Raw genomic sequence first — 24,949 nt, 5'->3', positions numbered from 1 at the left:
GCGCACCGCAGATCCACGGCCGGGGCCCACCCGCCCGCAGGCCCGCCGCTAAGGCGTCGCGATCTCCGACCACAGCCGGCCGTACCAGGCCGAGCCGCCGGACGATCCCCCGTGCTCGCCGGAGTCTCCGGGCGCGGGGGTGGGCGCGGCGGGCATCAGGTACGCCCGCTCACCCGGCTTGATGTAGTGCAGCCGCCGGCGCGCCTCGTCCTCGACCCAGGCCTGGTCGTCGTACCGCTCCACCGTGGAACGCAGCTCGTTGACCCGGGACTGGGTCTGCGCGTTCGTCCGGGCGAGCTCGGAGAGCTTGCTCTGCTGCTTCAGGTACAACCGCAGCGGATAGGCAAGTGTCAGGACCAGCGCGCAGATCACGACGGCGAGCAGGGTCGCCCTCGTGGTCAACGCGGCGCGCGGCGGCATGCGGATCAGGCGGGCTGCCCGTGCCGCGGGAAGGCACCTGCGCCGGCGAAGCGGGCCGCGTCGTCGAGCTCCTCCTCGATCCGCAGCAGCTGGTTGTACTTCGCGACCCGCTCGCTGCGGGCCGGGGCGCCGGTCTTGATCTGGCCGCAGTCGACGGCGACGGCGAGGTCGGCGATCGTGGTGTCCTCGGTCTCACCGGAGCGGTGCGACATCATCGCCCGGTAACCGCTGCGGTGGGCGAGGTTGACCGCGTCGAGGGTCTCGGTGAGCGTGCCGATCTGGTTGACCTTGACCAGCAGGGCGTTGGCGGCCTTGGAGGCGATCCCGCGGGCGAGCCGCTCCGGGTTGGTGACGAACAGGTCGTCCCCGACGAGCTGCACCCTGTTGCCCAGCCGCTCGGTCAGCGCCACCCAGCCGGACCAGTCGTCCTCGGCCAGCGGGTCCTCGATGGAGACGATCGGGTAGGCCCCGACGAGCTCCGCGTAGTAGTCGCTGAGCTCCTCGGCGGTGCGGGTGCTGCCCTCGAAGGTGTAGGAGCCGTCCGAGTAGAACTCGGTGGAGGCGACGTCGAGGGCGAGCGCGACGTCCGAGCCGAGGCGCAGGCCGACCTTGTCGACGGCCTCGGCGATGAGGTCGAGCGCATCCCGGTTGGTGGGCAGGCTCGGGGCGAAGCCGCCCTCGTCGCCGACGCCGGTGCCCAGGCCCCGGGCCTTGAGCACGCTCTTGAGCGCGTGGTAGACCTCGGCGCCCCAGCGCAGCGACTCGGAGAAGGTGCCCGCGCCGATCGGAGCGATCATGAACTCCTGGATGTCGACGTTCGTGTCCGCGTGCGCGCCGCCGTTGAGGATGTTCAGCATCGGCACCGGCAGCAGGTGCGCGCTCGGGCCGCCGAGGTAGCGGAACAGCGGCAGCCCGCTGGCGGCCGCGGCCGCCTTGGCCACCGCGAGGCTCACGCCGAGCAGGGCGTTGGCGCCGAGGGCGGACTTGCCCGGGGTGCCGTCGAGGTCGATGAGCGTCTGGTCGAGCAGGCGCTGCTCGGTGGCCTCCAGCTCGATGATCGCCGGGCCGATCCGCTCGATCACCGCGGCCACGGCCTTGGTGACACCCTTGCCGCCGTAACGGTCCTCCCCGTCGCGCAGCTCCACGGCCTCGAAGGCGCCGGTGCTGGCCCCGCTGGGCACCGCGGCGCGGCCCAGCGTCCCGTCCTCCAGGACGACTTCGACCTCGACGGTGGGGTTGCCACGCGAGTCAAGGATCTCGCGGGCTCCGACAGCCTCGATGGACGGCACGGCTAGGACCTCCGAATGCGACGACTCGAACGCGACGACACGATGGCACCGAACGGACCGCCGCGGACCGGCGCCGGAAGCAGGCACCGCGCCGGACACCGCGGCACGCCCGACGGCGTGGCGGGCCCATGCCGCGGGACGAGCGGGGCCGTCCGGACGAACCGGTCGGTGCGAGACTACCGTCGCGCCCCCGCCGACGCGGCGCTGATCCCGGCGCGTCGCGGAAGGTTGCGGCCGGGGCCCGCCGGCCGCGACCGGCCCCGGCCGGCCAGCCAGCCCCGACGCGGGCGGCGCGGTGTCACGCATCCCACAGCCCCGCGGGCCGCGACCCGCCGCAGCCCCGGGCACCCAGGTGGGGCCGCGCACGCGCCCGCCCGGCTTACAGCGTCCGACCCGCTGGCTCCAGCGATCGCGAGGTTCCGCGAAACCATCCCATGCCGCCAGCCCCAGCGATCACGGTGTTCCGCGGAACCGCGCCAAGCGCGCTGCGTCCGGCCCAGCTCCAGCGGCAGCGGCAGCGGCAGTCCTGCCTGCGCCGCACGACCACTGCCGCCAGCCGCCAACCACCAGCCGGCCACCCGGCAAGCCCGGTTTCCGGCCAGATTGAGGCCAGATCGTGCCGAGGCTTGGCCACGGTTCTGCGGCCGAAAAGCGTAACTACCCCTCGGCACGATTCTGTGCACAGGCGATCACGGAAAGGCGCGAAGGAGGCGGCACGGCGGTAGGCACGCCGAACCCCCAGGCGACCCCGCACCCGTCGCCCGATCAGACCGCACGGCCACGGACCACTGTGGACCGAGTCGTCTAGCCGATGCGCCCGAGCGGCGGCATCATCAGCGGCCCGCCGACGGGCAGGCCGAGCCGCGCGGCCAGCGGAGCCCAGGGTCCCCAGCCGGCGGCGAACCCACCGAACCCGCCAGCACCACCGAACGCCCCGGAACCGCCGAGCCCGGCGGAAGCGAAGAGCCCGCCAGCACCACCGAACGCCCCGGAACCGCCGAGCCCGGCTCCGGCGCCGAGCAGGGCGGCCAGCCCACCGGCCAGGATCCCCGGCCGGGCCGCCGCGGCGGCGCCGCGGTCCTCGCTGGACTTCGGCGTCCGGACCCGTTCCAACACCGACGGCTTGGGCGCCAGCCGCACCCGCGGCGTGTCCCCCTCGGGCAGCCCGGCCCGCGTCCAGGCCAGCCTGAGCGCGTCCGTCAGCCCGCCGAGCTCGTCGACCAGGCCGTGGGCGTGGGCGTCGGCACCCGTCCACACCCGGCCGCGGGCCAGCTCGTGCACCTGCTCCCGGGTCAGCCGCCGGGCCGCGGCCACCTTGTCGACGAAGTCCGCGTAGACGCGGTCGAGGAACTCCTCCAGCTTCTCCCGCTCCCCCGCGGTGAACGGGCGCCGCGGCGACATCATCAGGGCGTGCTCGCCCTCGGCGACCGCGCCGAAGCCCACCCCGACCTTGTCGAGCAGCTCCCGGACCACCTGCTTGCCGGCGAACACCCCGATGGACCCGGTCAGCGTGCCCGGATTCGCGACGATGAGGTCCGCGGCCAGGGAGACGAAGTAGCCGCCGGACGCGGCGACGTCCCCCATCGACACGACGAGCGGGCGGCCGCTGGCCCGGAACCGCTCGGCCTCCCGGCGCACCAGGTCCGAGGCGACGTAGGAGCCACCCGGACTGTTCACCCGGAACACCGCCGCCGCCACGTCCTCGTCGCGCGCGGCGGCCCGCAACGCCGCCGCGGTGGCCTCCGCGGCGAGCACCGGGCTGGCGAACGGCCCCGGGCTGCCCTGCCCGAGGATGACCTGGCCGGTGCCGTGGATGAGCGCGACGACCGACCGGCGTGGGTCGCGATGCGGCGCGGTGACCGACGGCGCCAGCGGGACGCCCTGGGCGTCGCCGGTGGCGGCGCCGTCGGGCGACCCGGCGCGGCCAGCCACCGAGCCGGGGTCGGCGTGGCGCTCCGGCGCGGGTGAGGTCTCGCGCAGGAAGAAGGCGCCCGGACCCCGCGCGGTGAGGGTCGCGACCCGGCGCACCGGCGACTTCTCCCGCCGCTCGGCGAGCCGGCGGTAGGCCGTGGCGTACATCAGCACCGGCTCGGCGCCCCCGGCCCCGTCGCCCGGTGCGCCGGCGGCGAGGTCGGTGTCCGCCGTGGGGGCGAGGTCGGCGTCGGCCGCGCCGGCCGCCGGGGACCCGCCGCCCGCCGACGAGCGCCGGACCCGTTCCCGCGCGGCCGCGTACACCTCGTCGCGGTAGCCGAGGCGGTCGATGAGCCCCGCGTCGAGGGCGACGGTGCCGGCCAGCGGGCCGAGGTCGATCAGCCGGCGGACCCGGTCGGCCGGCATCCGGCGGCCCTCGGCGATGCCCGCCACCACCTGCTCGGAGCTGGACTCGATGATGCGGCTCACCGCCTCCAGGTGCGCCGGTGTGAAGTCCCGCTCGACGAGCGTGTTCACCGCGTTCTTGTACTCGTAGCGCTGGCCGATCTCGACCGCGACGCCGAGCCGGTCCAGCGCGCCGCGCAGGAAGGGCGTCTCCATCCCCAGACCGGTCAGCCCGCAGTCCCCGGACGGGGCCAGCCAGATCTCGTCGAACGCGCAGGCGAGGTAGTACGGGCCGGTGCCGCCGCCGAACTCGCCGAAGGTGTCCGCGTAGGCGATGGCCGTGCCACCGGCGGCCCGGAAGTCGGCAATCGCCGCCCGGATCTCCTGGATGCGGGCCAGCGGCGTCCCGGCGGCGCCGATGTGCGCGACCACCACCGACACTCGCGGGTCCTCGGTGGCATGACGCAGAGCCTCCACCAAATCACGCAACGTGGTGCGCCGGTGGGCGAGAGCGAGGGTCACCGGGTCGCCGGGGACGCCTTCGAGCGGATCGACCGTCAGATCGAGTTCCAGGACGATCGGAGCCGTCCGCCGCGCCGCGATCTGGCGGACGTCGGCCAGCGCCTTACGTGGGATGGCAGCCATGGTCAGAGGCTAATACCACGACGGCCCCGGTTCCTCGGTCATGTCAACCTCACGTCGTCCCGCCGTCACCCATCCGGCGTGACGCAGTCACCCGACCCCGCGGGGGCGACCCAGAGTTCCCGCCAGCGCGCGGCGGGCAGCGCGCCGGGGGCGGCTCCGTCCCCCCGGGCCACACGCTCGGCGGCGGCCAGCCGGTCGCGGAAGCGGCGCGCCGACGTGCGCAGGGCCCGCTCCGGGTCGACCCGCGCCGCCCGCGCGAGCGCGACGGCGGCGACGAGCAGATCGCCGAGGACGTCGTCGGCGGCCACGCCCGGCCGGCCGAGTGCCGTGGCGGCATCGGCCGCGATCGCCGCGACCCGCTCGCCGGCCTCGGCTACCCCGCCGGACTCCGCCATCGCGCCAGATGCCGCCATTGCGCCAGATGCCGCCACCGCGCCGGACTCCGGCAGCGCACCGCCCGTCTCACCGGCGACCCCGGCGAGCGCGAGATCCGCCGGCACGCCGATCCCACCGGCCCGCTTGAGCAGCTTGGCCGCGAGCGTCAGCGCCGGCTGGGACAGCGCCACCCCCTCGGTCACCGAGGCGCGTCCCTTCTCCACGGCCTTGATCGCCTCCCAGTTGACGGCGACGTTCGCCGGCCCGTCGACGACCACGTCGGCGAACACGTGCGGATGGCGACGGATCAGCTTGGCGACCAGCCCCGCCGCCACATCGTCGACGTCCCAGCCGTCGCCCGCGCGCTCGGCGGCGATCCGGGCGTGGAAGAGCACCTGCATGAGCACGTCACCGAGCTCCTCGCGCAGCTCGGCGAGGTCGCCGTCCTCGATCGCCTGGTACGCCTCGTAGGTCTCCTCGATCAAGTAAGGGGCGAGGGACTCATGGGTCTGCTCGGCGTCCCATGGGCAGCCGCCCGGGGAGCGCAGCCGGTCCATCACCGCCACGGCGTCGAGCAGGACCGACCCGGGCAGCTCCGCCGTGCCGGCGAGAGTGCCCACCACGACCCCGGTGGCGGGGGTCGCGGCCGCGTCGGGGTCGGCCTGCGGGCGGGGCTGGGCGAGGCGGTCGAGCAGCCGGTCGAGAGGCGTCGGCGCGGACGGGTCCGGCAGCCAGGCGAGCTCGGTCGCCGCCGGATCGGGCAGGCCGGCTCGCAGGAAGGCGGCCAGGCCGACCCCCACCGGATCGTCCCCAGCCGGATCGCCCGCAGCCGGATCGCCCGGCGCCGCGGGCGGGTGGCCGTCGACGACGACGACGGTCGCGCCGGCGGCGCGCAGGGCGGCGAGCTGCGGGTGGGCCGGGGCGGCGGTCAGCACCGGCACCCGGCGCACCAGGTCCCACGCCGGCGCGGTAAGGATGCCCGGGGCGACCCGCGGGCTGGTGACGACCACCGTGATCCGCAGCATCATGACGTCCACTCGCTTCGGCTGGTCGGGGCCGGGCCGGCTCGGCCGGTCGGCGGGCGGTTGGCGGACCGCGGCAGGTCCGGCCCGCGGCAGGTCGAGCCGCCACGGGCCGGCAGACCACCACGGATCGGGGGAACCGCCGCGGTTCAGGACTGGGCGGTCAGGTCCAGCATGGGGGTGGGCGCGGGCCGGCTGGCGATCGTCCCGTCCGCGGCGATCACGGTGAACTGGCCGGTGTCCCAGGTGCCGAACCGCGGGTTGATCGAGATCGGGTCCTTCTTCTCGGCCTGCGCGAGGACGGGCCGCAGCTTCGCCAAGCGCTCCCGCCTGACGATGAAGCGGGCCAGGTACGGCTTCGCCTGCGCGTAGGTGAGCGGGATCCGGCCGAACCGGTTGATGATGCTGTCGTACTGCTCCCGGGTCTCCGCCTCGGTGGCGAGCAGGTTCGGGCTGACCCGGTCGCCGAGGGCCAACTCCAGCGCCCCGGAACGCATGATCACGGAGACATCGCGCTGCGCGAAGCCCACGGCGGCCGCCCGCTGCTCGAACGCCCGCACGCCGCCGAACTGGAGGACGGCATACGCCTGGTGGTACGAGGCGATGTCCGCGGGGCTCAGCGTGATGCCGCGCCGGGCCGCCTCGCCGGAGAACAGCTCAAGCTGCACGAGGGTGGTCAGCGTGCGCCGTTGCAGCTCGGTGCGGTTGAGGGCGCTCGACGCGGTCTGCCCGGACTGCGAGATCGGGACGCCATCGGCGGCCGCGAGCCCGCGCTCGACGATGCCGCGCAGTTGGGAGGTCTCGATGGGCTGCGATCCGACCTGGGCGGCGGTCCCGGCGTGAGTCGTGCAGGCCGTCCCGGCGGTCCCGACAAGCACGACAAACCCGACACCGGCGAGGAGACGGGAGAGCTTCACGACTCCAGACGCTATCCGCTCGCCTGTGGCGAAGCACACCTTCCCCGCACGACACCGCCGGATTCCCCGCCTGCCGCCCGCTGGATCCCGCCCGGGGTGCCGCTCAGCCCGCGGCCGCCGCGGCGACCGAATCGCCGGCGACGGCGGTCAGCAGCTGGCCCGCCCAGGCGAGCAGCGCCCGGTCACGCAGCGGCCGGGAGCCGATGCGGCCGGTCTCCGTCGGGGCCGGCACCAGCACGATCCGCACCGCGGGCTTCACCACCGCGCCCTTGTACAGGCGGGTCAGGCGCAGGGTCTGGCTCTCCCGCAACTCCAGCGGCGCGAAGCGGATCTGCCGGCCGGCCGCGGTGATCTCGGTGACGCCGAAGCTGCGCGCGAGCACCCGCAGGCCGGCGACGGCCAGCAGGTTCTCCACCGGCTCGGGCACCGGGCCGAACCGGTCCACCAGCTCCCCGCGCACCTCGTCGATGTCGGCGTCGGTGACCGCGCCGGCGAGGCGGCGGTAGGCATCCAGGCGCAGCCGCTCGCTGGGCACGTAGTCGTGCGGCAGGCTCGCGTCGACGGGGAGCTCGACCTTGACCTCGGGCGGCTCCTCCACCTTGTCCTTGCGGTATTCGGCGACCGCCTCGCCGACCATCCGCACGTACATGTCGAAGCCGACGGAGGCGATGTGCCCGGACTGCTCCCCGCCGAGCAGGTTGCCGGCGCCGCGGATCTCCAGGTCCTTCATGGCCACGGCCATGCCGGAGCCCAGGTCGTTGTGCTGGGCGATGGTGGCGAGCCGGTCGTGGGCGGTCTCGGTCAGCGGCTTGTCCGGCGGGTACAGGAAGTACGCATACGCCCGGTCACGGCCCCGGCCGACCCGGCCGCGCAGCTGGTGCAGCTGGGACAGGCCGAACACGTCGGCCCGCTCGACGACGAGGGTGTTGGCGTTGGAGATGTCCAGCCCCGACTCGACGATCGTCGTGCAGACCAGGACGTCGAACTTCTTCTCCCAGAAGGAGACCATCACCTGCTCGAGGGTGTCCTCGTTCATCTGGCCGTGCGCGGTGGCGATCCGCGCCTCGGGGACCAGCTCGCGCAGCCGGGCGGCGGCGCGGTCGATCGATTCCACCCGGTTGTGGATGAAGAAGACCTGGCCCTCCCGCAGCAGCTCCCGGCGGATCGCGGCGGCGACCTGCCGGGTGTCGTAGGGGGCGACGGAGGTCAGCACCGGGTGGCGCTCCTCCGGCGGGGTGTCGATGGTCGACAGCTCCCGGATGCCGGTGATCGACATCTCCAGGGTGCGCGGGATCGGGGTGGCGCTCATCGTGAGCACGTCCACCGCCGTGCGCATCTTCTTGAGCTGCTCCTTGTGCTCGACGCCGAAGCGCTGCTCCTCGTCGACGATCACGAGCCCCAGATCCTTGAACCGGTTCTCCCCCGACAACAGGCGGTGCGTGCCGATGACGACGTCGACGGTGCCGTCGGCGAGGCCCTCCTGGACCGCCTTCTGCTCGCCGGCCGAGTTGAACCGGCTCATCGCCTTCACGATGACGGGGAACGCCGCGTACCGCTCGGAGAACGTCTGGAAGTGCTGCTGGACCAGCAGCGTCGTCGGGACCAGCACCGCGACCTGCTTGCCGTCCTGGACGGCCTTGAACGCCGCCCGAACGGCGATCTCGGTCTTGCCGTAGCCGACGTCGCCGCAGATCACCCGGTCCATCGGGACGGGCTTCTCCATGTCGGCCTTGACCTCGTCGATCGCGGCGAGCTGGTCGGGCGTCTCCCGGAAGGGGAAGGCGTCCTCCAGCTCGCGCTGCCACGGGTTGTCCGGGGCGAACGCGTGCCCGGGCGCGGCCATCCGGGCGCTGTAGAGCCGGATCAGCTCCCCGGCGATCTCCTTGACCGCCTTGCGGGCGCGGCTCTTGCGCTTGGCCCAGTCCGCGCCGCCGATGCGGTCCAGACTCGGCGCGTCACCGCCCACGTAGCGGGTGATCTGTTCGAGCTGGTCGGTGGGGACGTAGAGCCGGTCGCCCCGGGCGTACTCCAACAGCAGGTACTCGCGCTTCGCCCCGGCGACGGTGCGGGTGACCATCTCGACGTAGCGGCCGACGCCGTGCGCGTCGTGCACGACCATGTCGCCGGGGACCAGGGCGAGCGGGTCGATGCCCTTGCGCCGCCGGCTCGGCATCCGCCGCATGTCCCTGGTGGTTACGCCGCGGGCGCCGGCGATGTCACTCTCGGTCAGGACCGCTAGGCGCAACGTGTCGCTGATGAAGCCGGTGACGAGCTGCCCGCGGGTCACCACGGCGACCCCGGCGGCGAGCTCGGCGTCCTCGGCGTAACGAGCGCCGAGGTCGGCCTCGTGCAGCATCTCCACCAGGCGCTGGGCCGGGCCGTGCCCCTCGGTCACGAGCAGCACGCGCCACGACTCGGCCAGCCAGCCCTTGACATCGGCGATGACGGCGGCGGTGTCGCCGTGGTAGAGCGGCGCCGGCCGCAGGCTCGCGACCACCGTGTCGTCGCCCTCGACGACGAGCCCGCCCGCCTCGCCCGGCACCGCCCCGCCATCCGCGGCGGGGCCGCCCGCCTCGGCGCCGGCCGGTGCCGAGGCGAAGGGGGTGACCGACCACCAGGGCAGCCCGAGCTCGCCCGCGCGCTCGCGGACCCCGGCGATGGAACGGTAGGCCGCGGCGCCGAGGTCGATCGGGGCGCCGCCGCCGAGCGCCGCGACGCTCCAGGACGCCTCCAGGAACTCCTGGCTGGTGCGCACCAGCTCGCTCGCCCGCGAGCGGACCCGCTCCGGGTCGCAGACCAGGACGTGGGTGCCGGCCGGCAGCTCGTCGAGCAGCAACGACATCCCGTCGACGAGTACCGGGGCGAGCGCCTCCATGCCGTCCACGGGGATGCCGGCGGCGATCTTGTCGAGCATGTCCAGCAGCTGGGGGTACCTGGTGGCGAGCTCGGCGGCCCGGCCGCGGACGTCCTCGGTGAGCAGCAGCTCGCGGCACGGCGGCGCGAACAGCCCGCGCCCGCCGGCCCCGGCCGGGGCCGATTCGCCCTCGGGCAGTGCCCGCTGGTCGGCGACGGCGAACCGGCGGACGTCCTCCACCTCGTCGCCGAAGAACTCCACCCGCAGCGGGTGCTCCTCGGTGGGCGGGAAGACGTCGAGAATCCCGCCGCGCACGGCGATCTCGCCGCGCCGCTCCACCAGGTCCACCCGGTGGTAGGCCATGTCCACCAGTCGGGCGACCACGTCGTCGAGGTCGGCGGTGTCGCCCGCCGCGAGGCTGACCGGGGCGAGCTCGCCGAGCCCGGCGACCTGGGGCTGTAGCACGGCGCGGACCGGCGCGACGACGACCCGCAGCGGCGGCAGGCCGGTGCTCGCCGGATGGGCCAGGCGACGCAGCACGGCCAGGCGCTGACCCACCGTGTCCGCCCGGGGGGACAGCCGCTCGTGGGGCAGCGTCTCCCAGCTCGGGAAGACGGCCACCACGTCGGGGCCGAGCAGGCCGGCGAGCGCGGCGGCCAGGTCCTCGGCCTCGCGGCCGGTGGCCACCACGGCGAGGACGGGCCGCCCGGCTCCGTGGGCTGCGGCGAGGGCGGCGGCGGCGAAGGGCCGCAGGGCGGCCGGACCGGCGAGATCGAGCACGGGTTCGCCCGCCGCGCCGATCGCCCGCCCCAGGGCGGGATCGCCGCCCGGCCGGGCGATCAACGCGTCGAGCAGCGGCGCAAGAGTCATGGTTGCGTCCGGTGTGCCTCTCGGAAACGAGCGGAGCGAAACAGGCGTGGAGCAGACGCCGCGGCACGGGGACCGCCACCGCGGAACACGACGACATGACGCAACGGGGCCCACCACGGCCCGGACCCGCTCGACCGCCGGGCCCGACCCGCCGCCCGACCCGCCCCCGGCGATGACCCGGGCGGTCGGCCGGCACCGGCCCGACCCCGTCGGCACAGACGATATGACCAGCCTACGACACCGATGCCCGCCCCACCGCCCCACCGACCGCGCCCCACCATCCGGATTGCGCACCCGCACCCGCACCACCCGATGCGCCCCACGGGCACCTGCACCACCGCAGACCTGCTCCGACGCCCCTCGCCGGGAGCCGGGTGGGAGTCGGGCCCGGCCGGTAGCGCCGAGCGCGCCCGGCGGCCAGTCGACGTACAGTCGACTGCCTGGCGTCCAGTTCGGCCGCCCGATACCTACGCTGACGTTAGGGTCGAGTTGTCCACCATGCGCCGCAACGTTTCGGGATCGGACGCGGCCCGTGGCGACGTCTACCAGATCGGGGACGTCGCCGAACGGGTCGGCCTCTCCCTGCGAACAGTCCGCTACTACGAAGAAGCGGGCCTGCTCATGCCGGTGGGACGGACCGTCGGTGGGTTCCGCCTCTACGACGTCGACGCGATCGAGCGGCTGCTGCTCATCAGGAAGATGAAGCCCCTGGGCTTCACGCTGGAGGAGATGCGCTCGCTGCTGATCCTGCGCGACGAGCTGGCCACGCCCGACCTGGCCGCGGACACCCGCGCCGCGTTGCAGGAGCGGCTTGGCACCTGGGTGCTACTCGCCGAGGAGAAGCTGTCGACGCTGCGGGAGCAGGTGAGCGTGGCGGAGTCCTTCGTCGGTGGGCTGCACGACGACGCGGAGCGCACCGGCGGCGGCGCGGTCTGACCCACCGCCGGCTGGGCGCCCCGCGCGGCCACAAGGGGACACGCGGGGCGCCGAGGCGGGGTCTTAGCCCCAGAGCCGCTGGTAGACGGCCGCCGAGGCCGGATTGAGATTGGGGTTCACCAGCGAGGAGCGGACGTTGCCCTCCTCCGCGTCGGGGAAATACGCCTCGTAGGCGAGGATGTCGGCGTTGTGGGCGAACGTCTCGTACATCTTCTCCATGTAGGCGGGATTGTCCCCGCCGGCGGCGCCACCCCGCCCGGCCTTCGTGCCCTGCTGGCTGACCACTCCCCACTCGGGCACCGAGAACAGCTTGTGGTGGGTGCGCGCGAAGGTGATGACCTGGCAGAGCCCCGCGTCACCGTTGCACTGGTTGTCGAAGTCGGCGTAGGTCGGGCTGGGCGGGTACTGGTCGTAACTGTCGATGCCGATGACGTCGACGTACTGGTCGCCGGGGTACAGGTCGAACGCGCCGACCGGCGTGGTCGACCCGTGGGCGTTGAGATTCCAGTCGATGCGGACCTGCGGGCTGGTTGCCTTGATCGCCGACGAGGCGTTGCGGAAGCACTGGATCCACTGCTGCGGATCCGTCGCCGCCCAGGCGAACCACAGGCCGTTGAACTCCCAGCCCAGCCGGACGAACGAGTCGCCCCGCCCCATGCTCATCAGCCAGCGCCCGAACTGCCGCCATTTGGCGTCGTAGTTGCCCGCCGCGCAGTCGGCGAGGTTGCCCTTCTGCGCCCCCGAGTCGGGGAACAGCGGCTGGGTGATGACCCATGTGCCGGCATACCCGGAGAAGGTCGACGCGCTGCGCCCCATCCACGGGTCCGTGATGGCGCTCCAGCTCGACCGCTCGGTGTACATGACGACGACGTCGTTGGGCCGGCCACGAAACCTCGCCCAGGCGTTCGCCTGCGCCAGGGTGTGCGCGGCGACGCCCGTCGGGAACAGTCCGGTGGTCGCGGCCCGCTCGACCTGCGGGACGGCCGCCGCCGGCACACTGCTCTGGGTGGGCCGGGCCGCGGTGCCCGGCTGCGCGGCCGGCGACGCGCCCGATCCCGCACTGGTGGCGATGGGGTCGGACCCGCCGTCGCTGCCGGAGGGCACCAGCAGCAGGGCGGTCACCGCGACCAGGGTGAGCACCACCGCGACCGACACCGCGATGACGGGCAGATGGGGGATGCGGCTGGCGTTCCCGCCCCAGTGGGCGATGATCCACGCCGCCGCCCGAGCCCGTGGCCCGGAGTCCGTCGCCGCGCGGTCGTCGGGCCGGCCGGTGTGGCGGGCGCCGGCCTTGGCGGCCTCGGAGGCCCGCGCCGAGCCGACCTCGTCGGACCAGACCTCGTCGTCGGTCCAGGCGGCCCGGCCGCCCCGCCCCGGTCCACCCTTCGCCGCCGCACTCCGGCCCGATTCGACCCGGCCCGATCCGGCCCGGCCCGATCCGGCAGCGGCCGGCCCCGACCGGCCAGATCGAACCCGGTCCGGCGCGATTCGACCCGGGCCGACCCGGTCCAGGGCGACCCGATCCGGTCCGCCGCGGTCCGGTCCAACCCGCTCCGGCCGGACCCGGTCCGGCGCAGCCCGGTCCGACCCGGTCCGACCAGCTCCGAGCCGATCCGACCCGGTGCGATCTGTCCGCACCCGATCCGTCTGGACCCGATCTGTCCGGACCCGATCTGTCCGGACCCGATCCGGTGCCAGCGGCTGCGACGCGAATCGATCCGGCGCCGGCCGTTGCGACGCGGGCCGATCCGACGGCAACCGATGGTCCCGGGCCGGGCCGGTCCGGCGGTCCCGGTCATCCTGCCGGCCGTCGTCCAGCCGGCCTTCGGGCTGGGTTCCGGCCAGGCTCGCACGGCCGCGGGCGCCGTCGTGGCCGCGGGCGGCCGGGAGGCCATCCATGGCCGCCGGGACGGCGGGACCGGCCGGCGGCAACGGCGCCCACCGCCCGCCGCTGCGGGGATCGGCGGCCAGCCAGGCGTCGCGGGCAGCAGACCATGCACCGGTACGCGGGATCCCATGGGTGGGCCCTGAGTCGTCCCGCCCGTCGGCGTGGCGCCCGTCCTGGCCGGCTGCGTCGCGGCGCGCAACGTCCCGGGGAGCGCCGGTCTCCGACCAGCGTAGGGCGCCCGTCTCGGCCCCCGGGCGCGTGCCGTGCGGCGGCACCCGCACCGGCGGGGTCAGGGGCGCACCGTCCGCGGGCGGGGGTGGGGGCAGGTCCGCCCGATCCTCACCCGGCCACGCGCGGTCACCGCCGCGGGCGCCAGGCCGACGGAGTTGGAACAGCGCCGTGCCCTCGTCCCAGCCGGGCGGGCCGGCCGGATTCGCCGGCTGCCCGGCCGGGGATCGACCGCTCACCAGGACGGCCCGCTCGGAGAGCGGATTGGTCGGCGCGTCGGGGGGCGGACTGGCCGGTGGATCCACCGGCGCGTCGGTCGGCGCGTCGGTCGGCGGGGCGGTGGGCGGGTCCACTGACAACCCGGTGCCGAGTGACGCCGCGCGGGCGGAGGACGCCCGTGGGGACGCCGACCGGGAGCCGGCCGCCCCAGGCCCGAACGCATCCGAGCCGACCGGACCGGAGCCGACCGGACCGGGGCCGACCGGACGGGAATCGACGGACCATGGGTCGGTCGGACCGGAGTCGACGGACCATGGGTCGGGCGGATGGGGGCTGGGCAGGCGGAGATCAGGCGGACGGGCTGCGGGCAGCCGGAAGCCGGGCGGGCGGATGCCGGGCAGCCGGGGATCGGCGGGTCGGTCGGAACCGGCCGCCTCCGACCGGTCCGCGTCGGCCCCGGGGACCGGACCCGCCCAGGACTGGCGGTCGGCGTTCCCGGCGCCGGACGCGGTGTCCGCGCCGGGCGCCGGCCGGCTCGCGGCGGGGCCGGTCCTCGACCTGCCCGCGGGCAGGGTCATGGACGGAGGGAGGAGCACCACCGGCGGCGTCCGGCGGCGGCGCCCGGCCCGGCCGGCGCCCGACCGGTGGTCCGCGCGAGCGCCGTCGCTGTCCCCGTCGGGCGGCTCCGGCCCGGACGCGGCTGGCCAGGAGGGGTCACCATCCGCGAACCCGGCGCCGCCGGCCGGGCGGGACTCCACCGGCCCGGCGGAGCGGTGCACCCTAGCCGTCGTGGTCGTCGGGTCGACGCTGCGGCGGTGCTGCGGGATCCGGGCGGCGTCGGGCCAGCCGTCGCCCGGCCCGGCCGGCGCGGCGGCGGGGTCGTCGCGGCCGGCGTCCGGGCGGTGATCGGCCGCGCGGACCCGGTCGACCCGTGGTCCGCGCTGCACGCCGTCCCCGTCCGATTCGCCGGACGGTGGCGCGACCCGCTCCCGGTCGCCGGCCGGAGGCTCATCCGACCAGGAGCGTCCACGCACCCGCATCACCCCAGATCGTGCTCTCTGACCCATCGAAACATCTCGGCGTATCCGGTGCGCAACTCTCACCCGGGGTGACAATTCCTCCGCCCGGCCGACCTGCCAGGGGATTCGTCGACACCGGCAACGCCGTGAGCGGAGGCCCATTCACCAATCCGGTAGTGACGGACGAACCGTAACAACAACGCACGAAGAGCGATGTCGGCGGCCTCGACTTATCACGGACAGCAACGATCATCCGCATCGGCACCAAACCCCTTCCGCTCTGTGGGAAGCAGCCGGCAGCCGGCGACCGCCGGCAGGCCGGACGCCCGCGCCATCGCGGGATCCACCAGTCATGACGCGGTGCCGGTCGGGCGAGTTGCCAGTCCTGCGGCGATCTGGCACTATTTATCGGCCGTTCGCCACGAAGGTGGGCCACGTGGTGCCGCCACCCGGTGCCGGCTTTCGTCGGCGGTCAGGCCGATCCGGGGCCGCCGGCGGGGCGGCGAGCGGTGCGGCGAGGGTCGCAGACAAGCGGCCTGACCAGGCTAAACGCCAGGCGTGGCGGCAACCTGGGGACGGGACGGTCGCCGGGGCGGCGTGGGTGTCGCCCGGCGGCGGCGTGGCGGGAATCTCGTGGGGGCGATGCCACCGTTGCGGAGATCTCGTGCGAAGCCGGGCGCCGACCACGCACGAATGCGCGCACGGGGGGCTACGCCGCGACACGACCAAGCGGGCGGCCTCGACCGTTGCGGGAGTGTCGCCGGGCGCGCCGGCAACGGGTTGAGGGGACTCTCCCAGCAGGCAGAGGGCCATACGGTACCGTTGCGACGGCAGTGCCGGGGGGGCGCCGATGAAGGCGGTCCGTCCCCGGTATCCACCGAGAAGTGGCAGAGGGGGATCACGCCCGCGCGCGCCATGAGCGCGGGCGAGCGAGTGACGTCCTCACGCGCGGGAGCGCGCCATCCCGCGCACCGGGAACGACCGGCGGCTGCCCCCGTCGGCCCCCGGCATCGGTCGGCGAGTGGCAGCGGGCCGTTACGGGTCACCCGGAATGCACCGCGATCCAGCGAGGACCATGCCAACAGCGCCCATCCGCCCCACCGAGCCCGACCGGGGCATGAGCACGGGAGACGCAACAGCCTTGAGCACCGAAAGCGCCAGGACCGAGATCCCCGACGCCGCCGACATCCCGGTCGTCATCCTCTGCGGCGGGATGGGTACCCGGCTGCGGGAGGCCAGCGAAAAGCTGCCGAAGCCGCTGGTGGACATCGGCGGCAAGCCGGTGCTGTGGCACATCATGAAGACGTATGAACACTACGGCTTTCGCAAGTTCGTGCTCTGCCTCGGCTACAAGAGCGACCTGATCAAGAATTACTTCCTGGCCTACCGGGCGCAGGTCGCCGACTTCACCCTCACGCTCTCCGACGACCACACCCCGCAGTTCCACAACGCGGTGGGCGACGAGAAGTGGGAGGTCACCTTCGCGGAGACGGGCCTGCTCACCGGCACCGGCGCCCGCCTGCGCCGGGTCGCCCAGTACCTGACCGGGCCGCGGTTCATGCTCACCTACGGTGACGGCGTCGGCGCGATCGACGTCGGCGCGGTGCTGTCCGACCACGTGAAATCCGGCCGTCTCGGCACCGTCACCGGCGTCCGGCCGTCGAGCCGCTACGGCGAGCTGGAGACCGACGGCAACGCGGTGACGCTGTTCGCCGAGAAGCCGCCGCAGACCGGCTGGGTGAGCGGCGGGTACTTCGTCTTCGAGCGCGAGTTCATCGACAAGTACCTCGACGACGACCCGGCGCTGCTGCTGGAGCGCCACCCGCTGCAGCAGCTCGCCCGCGACGGCGAGCTCACCCTGCACAACCACGACGGGTTCTGGATGGGCATGGACACCTTCCGGGACTGGACCGAACTCAACCAGCTCTGGGATTCCGGGTCCGCGCCGTGGCGCGTCTGGACCGACTGAGAATTCCGGACGGATCCGCGACGATGACCGAATCCGCGAGCGTGGCCGGGACGACCGGCCACGCCGGTGATCGCGACGACGCCGTGCTCCCGGCCGACCCGGGCCGCTGGCTGCACGATCTGGTCGCCGACCTGCTGCCACCCATGCGCAGCATCACCGGCGAGGGGGTGCGCACGACGCTGCGCACCGTCGCGCGGGCACTCGGCCCGGACGTCGGGCTAGCCGTGCACGAGGTGCCCAGCGGCACGCCGGTGCTGGACTGGACCGTCCCCCGGGAGTGGAACGTCGGCTCGGCCCGGCTGATCGGCCCGGACGGCAAGACGGTCGTCGACGCCGCCGACAACCCGCTGCACCTGCTGGGTTACAGCACGCCGGTGCGCGCCAGGATGACCCTCGACGAGCTGCGCCCGCACCTGTTCTCGATGCCGGACCGGCCGGACTGGGTGCCCTACCGGACCTCGTACTACAACGAGAACTGGGGCTTCTGCCTGACCGACCGGCAACGCGGCGCGCTGCCCGACGGCGAGTACGAGGTCGAGATCGACACGACGCTCACCGACGGGTCGCTGACCTACGGCGAGATCGTGCTGCCGGGCGAGACGTCCGACGAGTTCCTGATCACCACGCACACCTGCCATCCGGCGATGGCCAACGACAACTGCTCGGGCATCGCCACGGCGACCCTGCTGGCGCGGGCGCTGGCCGCCGGGCCGAGGCGGCACACGTTCCGGCTGCTGTTCATCCCGGGGACGATCGGCTCGATCACCTGGCTCGCCCGCAACCGGGACGCGGTCGGCCGCATCCGGCACGGGCTGGTCCTGACCGGCCTCGGCGACCGCAGCGACCCGACCTACAAGCGCAGTCGCCGGGGCGACGCCGCCGTCGACCGGGCCGCCGCGGTGGCGCTGGCCGAGACGGGCCGGCCGCACCGGGTCGTCGACTTCTCCCCCTACGGCTATGACGAGCGGCAGTTCTGCTCGCCCGGCTTCGACCTGCCCGTCGGCCGGTTCGGTCGGGGCCAGCACGGCGAGTACCCGCAGTACCACACCTCCGCCGACGACCTGGAGTTCGTCACGCCCGAGTCGCTCGCCGACTCGTTCGCGATCCTGCGGCGCACGGTCGAGATCTGCGAGCGGGACCGGACCTGGCGCAACACCGCCCCGTACGGCGAGCCGCAGCTCGGCCGGCGCGGCCTTTACCGGGCCATCGGCGCGACGATGAACCGCCAGGCCATCGAGATGGGCCTGCTGTGGGTGCTCAACCTCGCCGACGGCACCCACAGCCTGCTCGACATCGCCGAGCGCGCGGACCTGCCGTTCGACACCGTCGCCGAGGCCGCGGACGCGCTGGCCGGCGTCGACCTGCTCGCCGAGGCGGGCGCCGGCCCCGCGGGAGCGACCGGTGGCTGACCTCGCCGGCAGATCCGGCCGGTCCGGGCGGCCGGAGCGGTCCGGCATCCCCGGACCGGTCTGGACGATCGTGCTCGCGGGCGGCGGCGGCACCCGCTTCGGCGGGCCGAAGCAGTTCTTCGACCTCGGCGGCGAGCCACTGCTCGCCCATCCGGTCGCGGCGGCCCGCGCGGCCAGCGACGGCATCGTCGTGGTCGTGCCCGCGGGGACGGCCGAAAGTTGGCCCCCGCCGCCCGGCGTCCGCCAGGTGACCGGCGGCGCCACCCGGGCCGAGTCCGTCCGGGCCGGGCTCGCGGGCGTCCCCGCGGACGCCGGCATCATCGTGATCACCGACGCCGCCCACCCGCTGGCCACGCCCGCCCTCTACCGGCGCGTCGTCGACGAGGTCCGGGCCGGGGCCGACGCGGCCGTGCCCGGCCTGCCGCTCACCGAGGTGGTCAAGGAGGTTCGCGTCGCCGACGAGATTCGGTCGACGGGTGGGATCGGTCCCTCCCCCAGGCTGGTCGCGGGGGCGTCGCTGCCGCGGGAGACCCATCGGCTGGTGCAGACTCCACACGCGTTCCGGGCGGACCTGCTGCGCTCCGTGCACGCGGACGCCCGCGAGGCGGTGGAGGACTCGGCGATGGTCGCCGAGGCCGGCGGCCTGGTCGTCGTCGTACCGGGCGAACCCGCCAACATCCATGTCACGACGCCGGACGAACTCGCCATGGCCCGGCTTCTTCTCACCCACGTCCGTTCCGAGGGGGAATCCGATGAGTTCGGTACTGGTCGAGTCCACGCTGTCCGATGACGAGCGGCGGGCCAAGCTCTACCAGGGCGACCTGTTCGTCTACGCACCCAGGCCGGCGACCCGCGAGTTCGTCGAGTTCAGCCGCGCGCTGATCCGGGAGGCGTTCGGCAGCCTCGACCCGGAGACGGCGCAGTACCACATGCCCGTCGAGGAGTACGCCGCCCTGCTCGCCGAGCTCAAGCCGCGGTTCATCCACCATCCGACCTGCAAGGAGCTGCTGCCGGCGATCCTCGCCGAGCACGGCGCCGACCCGTCGAAGACCTACTTCGACGTGCCGCGGCTGCGAACCTCGACGTCGGACGACTACCTGACCTCCGGCATCGCCTACGCCTTCCACCCGCACCGCGACACCTGGTACTCCGCGCCGTTCTGCCAGCTCAACTGGTGGATGCCGATCTTCGACATCGTCCCGGAGAACGGCCTGGCCTTCCACCCGCGCTACTTCAGCCAGGGCGTGAAGAACGGTTCTCGCGACTACGACTACTACGAGTGGAACGCCAAGAGCCGGGCGGACGCGGCGAAGCACATCAAGTCCGACACCCGCAAGCAGCCCAAGCCGGAGGAGGAGGTGGAGATCTTCCCGCAGACCCGGGTGGTCGCGCCGTCCGGCGGCATGCTGATCTTCTCCGCGGCGCAGCTGCACTCCTCGGTGCCGAACAACTCCGGGCGCACCCGGTTCAGCATGGACTTCCGCACGGTGCACTTCGACGACGTCGTCAACCACGTCGGGGCGCCGAACGTCGACTCCGAGTGCACCGGCACCACGATGCGGGACTACCTGCGCGGCACCGACCTCGCCCGCATCCCCGAGGACATCTGCCTCAGCTACGACACCGCGCCCCCGCGGGAGGACGCCGTGCTGGTGTTCTCCCAGGCGTCGAGCGCGTGACGGCCGGATCCGCGGGCGACCCGGCGGCGGACTCGCTTGCGCTGGCCGGGCACGTCGCCGTCGTGACGGGCGCGTCCAGCGGCATCGGCCGCGCCACCGCGCTGCGCCTGGCCGCGGACGGAGCCACCGTGCTCGCCCTCGGCCGCGACCAGGCCCGGCTCGACGGCCTCGGCAAGGAGGCGACCGGGCCGGGCACGCTGCTGCCCGTCCGGCTCGACCTGACCGACGACGCGGCCGTCGCCGACTTCGTCGCCGAGGTCACCGCCCGCCACGGCCGGGTCGACCACCTGGTGCACAGCGCCGGGGCCTACGCCAGCGCCCGGGTGGACGCCGCGTCCCTGGCCGACCTGGACGCGCAGTACCTCGCGAACGTCCGGGCGCCCTACGCGCTGACCCAGCGGCTGCTGCCCGCGCTGCGGGTCGCGGGGGCAGCCGGCGGCGCCGACATCGTCATCGTCAACTCCACGCAGGGCATTCGTGCGGGCGCCGGCGCGGGCCAGTTCGCCGCGACCCAGCACGCCATGCGCGGTTTCGCCGACAGCCTGCGCCAGGAGATCAACGCCGACGGGATCCGGGTCGCCACGATCCACCTCGGCCGCACGGCCACCCCGCGCCAGGAGACGATCTACGCGCGGGAGGGCCGGGAGTACGCGCCGGCGCTGCTCATCCAGGCCGACGACGTCGCCGACCTCGTCGACTACCTGATCCGGCTCCCACCCACCGCCGAGATCACCGAGCTGCACCTGCGCCCCGCGAAGAAAAGCTACTAACGCCCTTCCAGCCGTCGCCCGGCCCGCACCAGCCGGCCGGGCGACGGTCAGCGGGGCGTGGTCTGCGGTGGTTGGGCGCCGAACAGGGCACGGTAGCGCTGGGCGGCGCGGGGGTTGCTCGGCGGATCGAACAGCGAGGACTGGACGTTACCCGCATCGGTCGCGGTGAAGTACGCCTCGTAGGCGAGGTTCGCCCGGTTCGCCTGGAACAGCTCGTACATCTTCTGGATGTAGTACGGGTTGTCCGCGCCACCGCCCGCCGAGCGGACGACCCCCCATTCCGGCACGGCGAACCGCTTGCCATGCTCGTGGGCGAACCGGGCGACGGTGCAGGCGCCCGAGTCCTGGTGGCACTGGGCGTCGAAGGTCGCCCGGGTCAACGACGGCGGGTAGGAGTCGTAGGCGTCGATGCTGACGACGTCGACGAACCCGTCGCCGGGGTAGGCCGCCCAGACGTTGTCCCCGTTGGGCATCGAGTCCCGGTGGGCCGAGACGTTCCAGTCGATGCGCACGTCGGGCGAGGTGGAGCGGATCGCGGTCACCGCCCGCTGGAAGCAGGTCCGCCAGGTGGCGGTGTCGCGCGGGTACCACCAGAACCAGTCGCCGTTGAACTCCCAGCCGAGCCGGACGAAGGCGTCCCCACGGCCGTTGCGCACCAGCGTCCGCCCGAACGTCGCCCAGTTGGCGTCGTAGTCACCGCGGGCGCAGGCGGCCTCGTTGCCGTCCTTCGGGAACAGCGGCTGGGCGACGGACACCTTCCCGGCGTAGGCCTGCGGGCGGAGCTCCGACAGCGGCCAGTCGTCCCCGACGATCTTCTGCCAGTTGTCGCGGACGGTGAACACGACGGCGACGTCGGTCCGGCGGCCGAGCCAGCGTTCCCACGTGGCCAGGTCATGGGGCGGGTTGGCGTTGGCGCCCGAGGGCCAGGCGACCCCGCCGGCCTGCGGGGCGGGCGGACCCGATCCACCGCCACCGCCACCGCCGCCGAGGACGACCAGCCCGACGACACCGAGCACGACCACGAGGACCGCCGCGAGCCCGGTGACCGCCAGCGCCCGTCCGCGCCGCGACCGCGGCATCCGCCACCGCGACCCGCCCGATTCGCCGGACCCGCCAGCCCCGCCAGCCCCGCCGGACTCGCCGGACTCGCCGGACAGGAGCGTCGAGCCGGACGTCTCGGGGCCCGTGGACGCGCCAGAGTCCACGGGCCCCGAGGTCCGGATGCCCGGCAACGGCATGGTGCCGGTGTCGGCACCGGGCCGGCCGGGCCCGCCACCCCCGTTGATTGCGATGGCGCGGGTCGGCGAGGTGCCGCCCCGCTGCGGACCGATCCGGTCGGACAGGGGCGGACGCCCTCCCGGCACGATGCCGGAATAGCGCACGTTACACCTCCACGGTGAGGACAGATCGCCGGAGTCGCCGGAACGACCGGACGTCATCGCGACAGCAATGAACGACCGACCCCGCCGCACCAGTGCGAGAACAGGCTTCGGCCGCAGCCGATAACGCCACCCCGATACAACGAACGCGGGTCTTCGCCCGAGGAGTTCCCAGATCTGAGAACTTCTCCGATCACGACGGTCCGGGTGACCCCGGTCATTATTCACCCGCCGGCGCCAGGTTCACGGAAGACACCACGAGGACGACTGCGAGCGGTGACGGACGGGCGACCGTACGCCCCGGGAATTAACCGAAGACCACGGTGGAAGGCGCCCGATCGGCGCCGGCTACACTTGCCGACGGTGCCGTACTTGCCGGCGGTGCCGTCCACACGGCGCACCGGGCCGCCATGCGGGGCCACCCGGGTATCGTCCGCAGCGTTCACCGCCGCCCGAGCGACTGCGGCGCCGGGAACCCGCCGACCGAGAACGGGGGACGGGAAACCAGTGGTCACCACCACCCTCACGACCAGGATTCCGCGGTCGTGGGTGATCCCGACCCAGGAGGCGGGCAGCGGCCGGACGGCGAACGACGCGACGCTGCGGCTGCTCACCGTTCTACTGTTCTTCGAGATCTTCTTCCAGCGGATCGCCATCCCCGTCGGCGGTTCGCAGGTCCAGGTGATCCTGCCGATCACCTACGTGTGCGCGGCCATCATGGTCAGGCGCGGCGGGCTGAGCCGCTACTCGAGCCGGATGACCGGCTACCTGGTGGCGATGACGGCCTGCTCGCTGTCGGCTCTCGTCGCCTTCCTACGGCAGAAGGACAGCACGTCCCTGACGTCGCTGCTGCTGCTGCTGGCGACGTATGTCCCGTTCGTCTTCGGCCTGCGCCCCGCCGATGCCCGGGCGCTGCTGCCCCGACTGCTCGACCGTTTCCTCATCATGATCACGGTGCTGGCCGGGCTGGCCCTGTTCCAGTTCGCGATTCAGCTCGTCGGAGTTCCGTACACCGATGTCGTCAAGGACGTCGTGCCGTCGCAGTTCCTGATGCACGGCTTCAACACCTCCTACCCGGTCCAGTACGGATCGTCGCTGTACAAGTCGAACGCCTTCGTCTGCTTGGAGGCGTCGTTCTGTTCGCAGTTCCTCGGTTTCGGCATCGTGGTCTGCGTCCTGCGCAACGGCGGCTGGTGGCGGCTGCTCATGTTCGTGCTGGCCATTCTCAGCACCGTTTCCGGCACCGGTCTGCTGCTACTGGCCTGCGCGGGCGTGCTGCTGGCGGTCCACAAGGGCGCCCGGTTCGCGCTCACCGCCCTGGTCGGCGTGGGCCTCGTCGCCCTGATCATCAGCTTCACCCCGGCGTCGGACATCTTCGCGGCCCGCGCGACGGAGACGTCCTCGTCGACCTCCAGCGGCAGCCTGCGCTTCGTCCAGCCCTACCAGCGCACCTGGGACGCGCTCGGCAGCGATCCGGCGACGGTGGTGTTCGGCTCCGGCGCCGGCTTCGCCGACCGGGACGCCGGTGAGTTCTTCCGCCGCACCGGCCTGCCGCTGAACTACGCGCTCGTGCCGAAGCTCGTCCTCGAGTACGGGGTCCTCGGCACGGTGACGTTCATCAGCTTCATCGTCGCGATGTTCGTCCGCGGCTCGCAGTCGTTCGTGCTCTCCGGCTCGGTGTTGATCTTCTACACTGTGCTGTCCGGCGGCCTGCTGGCCCCGGTCGTCACCGGTCTGGGCCTGCTGCTCGTCTCCTGGTTCACGGTCTCGCCGCAGGAGGACCGGTTGGCGGACGAGGGGCCACCGCCCCCGATCCCGCCGCCCCCCGCGCAGCGCAGGGCATTCGCGGGCATCTGACCCACCGGCCGGGCCCCGGCCGGGCGCCCGGCGGGCCCCACGATGGAGGTTTCGACCGGTGCATGACACCGCGCAGGGCTGGCGGGCTGTCGACGACTATCTCGTCGACACCCTGGTCGACGAGGACGACGCGCTGCGGCAGGCACGGGCCGCGAGTCACGCGGCCGGGCTGCCGCCGATCGAGGTTGCGGCGAACCAGGGTGCCTTCCTGGCTCTGCTCGTCCGCATGGTCTCCGGCCGGCGGGTGCTGGAGGTCGGCACCCTCGGCGGCTACTCGACGATCTGGCTCGCGCGGGCCGTCGGACCGACCGGCCGGGTGGTCACCATGGAGGTCGATCCCCACCACGCCGAGGTCGCCCGGGGCAACCTCGACCGCGCCGGCCTCGGTGCCGTCGTGGAGGTCGTGCTCGGTCCCGCCGCCGACTCGCTCGACGCGCTGATCGCCGCGCGACCCGAGCCGTTCGACCTCGTGTTCATCGACGCGGACAAGCAGAACAACGCGCGCTACCTCACGGCTGCGCTGCGCCTGACCCGCCCCGGCAGCGCGATCGTGATCGACAACGTGGTGCGCGGCGGGGCGGTCGTCGATCCCGGCAGCGAGGACTCCATGGTCCAGGGGACCAGGGCCGTGCTGGACCTGGTGCGGGCGGAGCCGCGGCTGACGGCGACCGCGCTGCAGACTGTGGGCAGCAAGGGCTGGGACGGCTTCGTCCTCGCGCTCGTGCAGTAAGGCGCGCTCGTGCGTGCAGTAAGGCGCGCTCGTGCAGTAAGGGCCCCCGCCCGTTGCCGGACCCCGCCTGCCTACCGCAGGATTGGGCGCCCTCACCACGGCCGCCGGGCGGGGCGAACCGCCATCCGACGGCCGACGGCCCCGCTCGACGCGCTGGG

Annotated in this window: 16 protein-coding genes; 8 read left to right on the top strand and 8 right to left on the bottom strand. The window is 73.7% G+C overall.

The window, feature by feature from the left end; all coding sequences use genetic code 11:
- Positions 1 to 48: 48 nt before the first annotated feature.
- From FRAQA3DRAFT_RS25725 to mfd, 6 genes are all read right to left on the bottom strand, one after another.
- On the bottom strand, positions 49 to 420 hold the full coding sequence (locus tag FRAQA3DRAFT_RS25725; protein ID WP_009741976.1) for a septum formation initiator family protein: 372 nt from the start codon (positions 418 to 420) through the stop codon (positions 49 to 51).
- A 5-nt stretch (positions 421 to 425) separates the two neighbouring features.
- Positions 426 to 1,709 carry a phosphopyruvate hydratase gene (gene eno, locus FRAQA3DRAFT_RS25720; protein ID WP_009741975.1) on the bottom strand — a complete coding sequence of 428 codons (1,284 nt, stop codon included), beginning with the start codon at positions 1,707 to 1,709 and terminating at the stop codon, positions 426 to 428.
- An 804-nt stretch (positions 1,710 to 2,513) separates the two neighbouring features.
- Positions 2,514 to 4,670, bottom strand: coding sequence for a signal peptide peptidase SppA (gene sppA, locus FRAQA3DRAFT_RS25715; protein WP_009741974.1), 2,157 nt, complete (start codon positions 4,668 to 4,670; stop codon positions 2,514 to 2,516).
- A 65-nt stretch (positions 4,671 to 4,735) separates the two neighbouring features.
- Entirely contained in the window at positions 4,736 to 6,073 is a 1,338-nt protein-coding gene (locus FRAQA3DRAFT_RS25710; protein WP_009741973.1) for a nucleoside triphosphate pyrophosphohydrolase, read from the bottom strand.
- 143 nt (positions 6,074 to 6,216) lie between these two features.
- On the bottom strand, positions 6,217 to 6,984 hold the full coding sequence (locus FRAQA3DRAFT_RS25705) for a SurA N-terminal domain-containing protein (RefSeq protein ID WP_009741972.1): 768 nt from the start codon (positions 6,982 to 6,984) through the stop codon (positions 6,217 to 6,219).
- Between the two features lie 103 nt (positions 6,985 to 7,087).
- Positions 7,088 to 10,708 (bottom strand): transcription-repair coupling factor, encoded by a 3,621-nt coding sequence (gene mfd, locus FRAQA3DRAFT_RS25700; RefSeq protein WP_009741971.1) that lies wholly within the window; start codon positions 10,706 to 10,708, stop codon positions 7,088 to 7,090.
- Positions 10,709 to 11,206: 498 nt separating this feature from the next.
- Here mfd and FRAQA3DRAFT_RS25695 point away from each other — a divergent pair, with 498 nt between their 5' ends.
- Complete coding sequence (locus FRAQA3DRAFT_RS25695) at positions 11,207 to 11,644, top strand: MerR family transcriptional regulator (protein WP_009741970.1); 438 nt, start codon at positions 11,207 to 11,209, stop codon at positions 11,642 to 11,644.
- Between the two features lie 63 nt (positions 11,645 to 11,707).
- Here FRAQA3DRAFT_RS25695 and FRAQA3DRAFT_RS37710 read toward each other — a convergent pair whose 3' ends face one another.
- Entirely contained in the window at positions 11,708 to 13,282 is a 1,575-nt protein-coding gene (locus FRAQA3DRAFT_RS37710) for a glycoside hydrolase family 26 protein (protein ID WP_232291767.1), read from the bottom strand.
- 2,833 nt (positions 13,283 to 16,115) lie between these two features.
- On the opposite strand from FRAQA3DRAFT_RS37710, the gene FRAQA3DRAFT_RS25685 reads away from it, so the two are divergent.
- From FRAQA3DRAFT_RS25685 to FRAQA3DRAFT_RS25665, 5 genes are read left to right on the top strand one after another with little or no spacing between them, the layout of a single operon-like run.
- The gene (locus FRAQA3DRAFT_RS25685) at positions 16,116 to 16,967 is read left to right on the top strand and encodes a sugar phosphate nucleotidyltransferase (protein ID WP_035921504.1); all 852 of its coding nucleotides are present in this window, start codon (positions 16,116 to 16,118) and stop codon (positions 16,965 to 16,967) included.
- 23 nt (positions 16,968 to 16,990) lie between these two features.
- Positions 16,991 to 18,376, top strand: a complete 1,386-nt coding sequence (locus tag FRAQA3DRAFT_RS25680; protein WP_009741967.1) for a DUF4910 domain-containing protein — start codon at positions 16,991 to 16,993, stop codon at positions 18,374 to 18,376.
- Positions 18,369 to 19,166, top strand: a complete 798-nt coding sequence (locus FRAQA3DRAFT_RS25675; RefSeq protein WP_009741966.1) for a 2-C-methyl-D-erythritol 4-phosphate cytidylyltransferase — start codon at positions 18,369 to 18,371, stop codon at positions 19,164 to 19,166. The genes FRAQA3DRAFT_RS25680 and FRAQA3DRAFT_RS25675 overlap by 8 nt, the downstream gene beginning before the upstream one ends.
- Positions 19,129 to 20,055 carry a hypothetical protein gene (locus FRAQA3DRAFT_RS25670; protein WP_009741965.1) on the top strand — a complete coding sequence of 309 codons (927 nt, stop codon included), beginning with the start codon at positions 19,129 to 19,131 and terminating at the stop codon, positions 20,053 to 20,055. Before FRAQA3DRAFT_RS25675 ends, FRAQA3DRAFT_RS25670 begins: the two co-directional genes overlap by 38 nt.
- A complete protein-coding gene (locus tag FRAQA3DRAFT_RS25665) occupies positions 20,052 to 20,825 on the top strand; it encodes an SDR family oxidoreductase (protein ID WP_009741964.1) in 774 nt (257 codons plus the stop codon). The genes FRAQA3DRAFT_RS25670 and FRAQA3DRAFT_RS25665 overlap by 4 nt, the downstream gene beginning before the upstream one ends.
- A gap of 47 nt (positions 20,826 to 20,872) precedes the next feature.
- Here the strand turns inward: FRAQA3DRAFT_RS25665 and FRAQA3DRAFT_RS25660 are convergent, their stop codons facing one another.
- Positions 20,873 to 22,207, bottom strand: coding sequence for a glycoside hydrolase family 26 protein (locus FRAQA3DRAFT_RS25660; protein WP_009741963.1), 1,335 nt, complete (start codon positions 22,205 to 22,207; stop codon positions 20,873 to 20,875).
- A 504-nt stretch (positions 22,208 to 22,711) separates the two neighbouring features.
- Between FRAQA3DRAFT_RS25660 and FRAQA3DRAFT_RS25655 the strand changes: the two genes are divergently transcribed.
- Both FRAQA3DRAFT_RS25655 and FRAQA3DRAFT_RS25650 read left to right on the top strand, forming a co-directional pair.
- The gene (locus tag FRAQA3DRAFT_RS25655) at positions 22,712 to 24,061 is read left to right on the top strand and encodes a hypothetical protein (protein ID WP_009741962.1); all 1,350 of its coding nucleotides are present in this window, start codon (positions 22,712 to 22,714) and stop codon (positions 24,059 to 24,061) included.
- 58 nt (positions 24,062 to 24,119) lie between these two features.
- Positions 24,120 to 24,791 (top strand): O-methyltransferase, encoded by a 672-nt coding sequence (locus tag FRAQA3DRAFT_RS25650; RefSeq protein ID WP_009741961.1) that lies wholly within the window; start codon positions 24,120 to 24,122, stop codon positions 24,789 to 24,791.
- Positions 24,792 to 24,949: the final 158 nt, after the last annotated feature.

Origin of the sequence: Frankia sp. QA3 (assembly GCF_000262465.1) — a bacterium.
Classification (GTDB): Bacteria; Actinomycetota; Actinomycetes; order Frankiales; family Frankiaceae; genus Frankia.
This window is presented reverse-complemented; position numbering and strand designations above follow the sequence as displayed.